Here is a 4,374-nt window from a genome sequence, read left to right as displayed (position 1 = left end):
GAGCTTCACCCTCGCCACGCTGATTCAGAAAGGTGTCGGCCTAGTTTAGTTACTCCTTGACCTGAGACTCATGCGGCTGACAGATAACGAAGCGTTCGGTAGATGTGGTCTCATCTCTGCCATCAAATACCAGAGCTGGCGACGAATAGGTTTGGGAGCAGTGAGACGACAGTGAATTGTGATAATGCTCATAAACTAAGGCAACATTGATTTGGTGGCTAGCTGGGGTACGATCGATAGTATGCAGGAACCATTTTTTACTAGTAAGCAAGCGTCAGACATATCTGGTTGTACATTGCGCCAATTGCAATATTGGCGGGAAAAAGAGATTGTCGTGCCCACCGTCGGTTCTCAGGGAACGGGTCGGAGTGTCTATTACAGTCCATCGGAGGTAGTGGAACTGGGGATAATGGAATACTGTCTGGGAGCGGGATTAAATATGGAAATCGCCGATGCTGCGCTCAAAGCCTTAAAGGAGAAATCCCCCGACTCGATCCAGACAGTATCCCAGTCGTGGCTATTGTCTTGGGATGGACAAAAGAGAGTGCTAGATCTGGTTGATTTTGATGAAACCCAGGCAGTGGAGTGGTTGCAAGCAGGTAGAGTCATGATTCTTCTGCGGTTTGAAAAGGTAGGTTTTCTTCGATCGGTCAAAGATGCAGTAGCTAGTTATTTAGGAGAAACTGCCACTAATCTGCGAGAGGTATTTGAAGCAACGGCTCAAACGCCTTGTTTACTTTTTATTGATGAGTGCGATGCACTAGCTAAATCTCGTGAGGATATTCAAGAAATTGGCGAAATCAAGCGAGTAGTCAATACTTTTTTACAATTATTAGATGAATATGAAGCTAATAATGGATTATTAGTTGCGGCAACCAACCTGACCAGGTTCTTGGATGAAGCTGTGTGGCGAAGATTTGATGATACGATCGAAGTACCAAAGCCAACACAGGCAGAAATTGAGGGTATTCTAAAACAGACACTTTCTTCAGTCGAAACTGGAAAAATCGATTGGCAGTCGAGCGTGTCAATGATGATTGATTCCTCCGCCGCACAAGTTGTCAGAGTGGCACAAGATGCCGCTAAACGAGCGATCTTAGATCGAGAGGAGCTAGTCGTTCAAAAACATTTAGAACAGTCAATACAAGAAATATTAACTACTCATGTCAGATCGTTCTAAGCAGTTTCCCCACATTCCACTCAGACGGATCGAGACAGTCTCTGCACGTTCGGGAAGACCACAATCATCAATTTCAAATATTTGATTGCCTAAATATTAGGATTAGCTAGGAATTTATCTGTTAATAACGACGGTAGAGTTGTTTGAGTAGATAGGTGGATCTGTATTCATTCTGCGATCGATAGGTGTCCACTCTTTATTTTCAGCATATCTAGAATGACGATCGAGTGTTTACTTTTGTCATCGATCGCGGATAATAATAATTCAGCTTGTACTGGACGGTAGAAAATCGCATCGACAACTAAGTTCTAAGATTCTACGCCTATTTCTGCTAAAGCTTATTTTAGAGCAGCAGCATTATCTCGATCGATCTTAATATGCCATAATGAGCAGAGATTAGCTCAAATCAAATACCTATCTTATCATTAAAATGAAACTATTTTACTCCTCCAAATAATTCTCCAGAAATATAAAATACTGTATATTTAATAGATTCTAGAATTTGTACCCATCCCCAATCTCTGCATAATTTAGATCTGTCTGCAAAAATAAATCGCCTGGAAAATATGACAAGATAATATCTAACGAGTTGTTTTTATGGAATGACGTAAAAAAGTCTTTCCTAGCAGATCTAATCACTCTATCAGATTTATCCATGCCCAGTCTTTCTACTATTATTTCACCATAGGTTTGTCTTTCAATTCCAAAAGTTACTTCATCAATTTTTTTGTATTTAGAAGTGATTTTTCTATATATAGTTGAAAATGTATCACACCCCTCTGCAACCATGACAAATGAAATTGAGTAGTTTTCTTTTTCATCTTCTGGTATAGATAAAGTGTCCGATCTTACTGGAAATAAAATTGGTGGACTCCAATATTAATTTCTGAGTTTTTTTATCAATAAATTAATTGCCACAGGCGGCCAACTTTCCCTGTCTAGCTTGCTTTCTTCAATGTCTTTTTCTTCATCACTTAATGCTTCTTCTAATAAAGTATCTGCAAATCCAAATGGATACGGTAATCCTTGCATTTTGCCGATGGATGGATTGACATCAATGTACAATTCTTCAGTTGGTAGACGTTTCCCAACTCTAAAATTTTTTGTCTTCTGTTCTCTTTCCGTGATATTCCTGAGAAATTCAATATTTTCAGTACGTTTCAGAAACCAGATCGGCCAAAGTGCGACCACGGTAGTAGCAAGGACTTGAATGTACCGATCGCGTTCTAAATAAAGAATTCTTTGGATTAACGATTCTCGATCTTCTCCCGTTTTGACACCAATAGATGGAAATTTAACATCAGCTACATCACTTAATAGATTCTTAGCAAGAAAGCTTTCCCAACCACCATTATCTTTCACTAATTCCTTAGCATATTTTCCCCATTGCCGAATATTATCATCATATTTACCTTCAGTAGCTCGTCCAGTTCCATCAACAATTTTTGTCAATCTTTGGGCTGGATTATTCGGGGCATCTAAAGCATAAAAATTTCGACATTGATAGATAGTATTGATAAAGCTATTAACTCGCTTTTCCTTCGATCCAACACTCTTACAGAATAAAGATTGCCACAGTTCTAGGCTAATATCAAACGCCGAATCATCATCTGCAAATAAAGGCATAAAATTAATCAGATCCTTCTCATCATTGATATCTTGAATACTTCTAATACTTGGATCGGGTTTTTCCGTTGAGTCTGGATCTAGTTCCTTGAGTTTGGCAAGCACCACCATCCAGCGGATGCGATCGAGTAATACATCCCTGTTATCTTTTTTTGAGTCGCTGTGGCTATCTTTGGATTTGGTCATCGGGTTATCTGCACTCGCGTAATATCTTCACAGTAGAGTCATTTAGCGTCTTCTGCGGAGAATATTGTCCTGACAACTTACTCAATCACTTGTCACGGCTACTATTTGGACGGCAGCGTAGGTGGGGTTTTTTCCTCCTACTATAGCCATAGACGATTTACATGTCAAACAATATTGCTTATAGACACGTAGCACCTATAAGTAATATCCGTAAAATGGCTTGTGCTGAATAGCTTCACACTTTATTTCACACTGCTGTTATAAGATATGTATATCAGGGCATGATAAAAATAATCATCTGCTCCAGTCCCACACCATGTTTGCGAAAGTCGCAAAAGGCACGCCGAAAGTGATTGATGTTAATCCGCTCATCGCCACACCGCCATCAGAGGTGCCACTAACAAACGCGCCCTTGGTCAGAGCGATCGCGCAGATCAGGTTTCCGCCGATTCTGTCGATCGAGCAACAGGCGTTTGTCGGTTCATTTCAAGAGGCGATTCGGGCAGAATACCCGACCCTCGAACCTGTGAAAACGCAAAGTCTAATATTGAATACTGACGGCGCATCCGTAACTCCGACACTTCAGACAACCTGGTGTTTTTGGAATGCAGATCGGACGTGGCGGATCTCCCTAGCAAGTAATTCTGTGTCGATCGAAACGACTAAATACACCAGTCGCACCGACTTTTTGGCACGATTAGAAAATTTGCTGGTCAAACTTCACAGTAACTTTCACTTGTCGCAGATCGATCGAGTGGGCTTACGCTATATCGATCGGGTTGTCGGTCAAAATCTGGAAGACATATCACAGTTGATTCGACCCGAAATGGCTGGGATTAGCTGTAGTGAACTTCAAGAGTACGTTCATCAAGTGCTGCACGAGTCATTATTTTTATTGCCAGAAGCTCAAATATCAGCTAGATGGGGTGTCATGCCTGCAAATGCTACTTTTGACCCTTACGCGATCGAAGCTGTCCCCGAACGTAGCTGGATACTCGATCTAGATATATCTGCGACAAAGCCCCAAGTATTTAACCTTGAAGCCCTCATGCAGCAGGCTCTCAGCTTTACCGAGAGAATCTATACATTCTTTCGCTGGGCGGTAACTGATGAATTTTTACGACGCTATGGTGGTAAATTATGAGTCCTCTGTTAGAAACAACAACTAATCGTAGCTTGTCTTCCCAAGCCCAAGGAATGTCTACCGTAGAGGATAGATTATCGACAAGTCTTAGTTATTCGATCGATTCAGCAATATTTACGAGCGATCGCAGCACAGCAATGGTGGCGGAAATACATAAGCATCATCTTTTAGCTGCTCTAAATATGACAACTAGCGGTGTAGAGATTGGAGTAACCATTCCGAAAAGTGTCTTATTATC

Annotated in this window: 5 protein-coding genes; 3 read left to right on the top strand and 2 right to left on the bottom strand. The window is 41.1% G+C overall.

The window, feature by feature from the left end:
* Positions 1-214: 214 nt before the first annotated feature.
* Positions 215-1,180, top strand: coding sequence for an AAA family ATPase (locus RMO35_RS19015; protein WP_309743155.1), 966 nt, complete (start codon positions 215-217; stop codon positions 1,178-1,180).
* A gap of 495 nt (positions 1,181-1,675) precedes the next feature.
* On the opposite strand, the gene RMO35_RS19010 is transcribed toward RMO35_RS19015, so the two are convergent.
* Together RMO35_RS19010 and RMO35_RS19005 are read right to left on the bottom strand one after the other, a co-directional pair.
* On the bottom strand, positions 1,676-1,969 hold the full coding sequence (locus RMO35_RS19010; RefSeq protein WP_309743153.1) for a hypothetical protein: 294 nt from the start codon (positions 1,967-1,969) through the stop codon (positions 1,676-1,678).
* 90 nt (positions 1,970-2,059) lie between these two features.
* On the bottom strand, positions 2,060-2,992 hold the full coding sequence (locus RMO35_RS19005; protein WP_309743151.1) for a hypothetical protein: 933 nt from the start codon (positions 2,990-2,992) through the stop codon (positions 2,060-2,062).
* A 316-nt stretch (positions 2,993-3,308) separates the two neighbouring features.
* Between RMO35_RS19005 and RMO35_RS19000 the strand changes: the two genes are divergently transcribed.
* Both RMO35_RS19000 and RMO35_RS18995 read left to right on the top strand, forming a co-directional pair.
* Positions 3,309-4,136 carry a TIGR04255 family protein gene (locus tag RMO35_RS19000; RefSeq protein ID WP_309743149.1) on the top strand — a complete coding sequence of 276 codons (828 nt, stop codon included), beginning with the start codon at positions 3,309-3,311 and terminating at the stop codon, positions 4,134-4,136.
* Positions 4,133-4,374: hypothetical protein (locus RMO35_RS18995; protein ID WP_309743147.1), on the top strand; the 242-nt coding region annotated here is incomplete at its 3' end. The genes RMO35_RS19000 and RMO35_RS18995, both read left to right, overlap by 4 nt.

The sequence above is a fragment of the Chamaesiphon sp. OTE_20_metabat_361 genome (assembly GCF_031364565.1).
This window is presented reverse-complemented; position numbering and strand designations above follow the sequence as displayed.

Excerpts from the sequence above, each read along its gene's own strand:
- RMO35_RS19010 (WP_309743153.1), bottom strand. The coding sequence starts at position 1,969 with ATGGTTGCAGAGGGGTGTGATACATTTTCAACTATATATAGAAAAATC.
- RMO35_RS19005 (WP_309743151.1), bottom strand. The coding sequence starts at position 2,992 with ATGACCAAATCCAAAGATAGCCACAGCGACTCAAAAAAAGATAACAGG.
- RMO35_RS19000 (WP_309743149.1), top strand. The coding sequence starts at position 3,309 with ATGTTTGCGAAAGTCGCAAAAGGCACGCCGAAAGTGATTGATGTTAAT.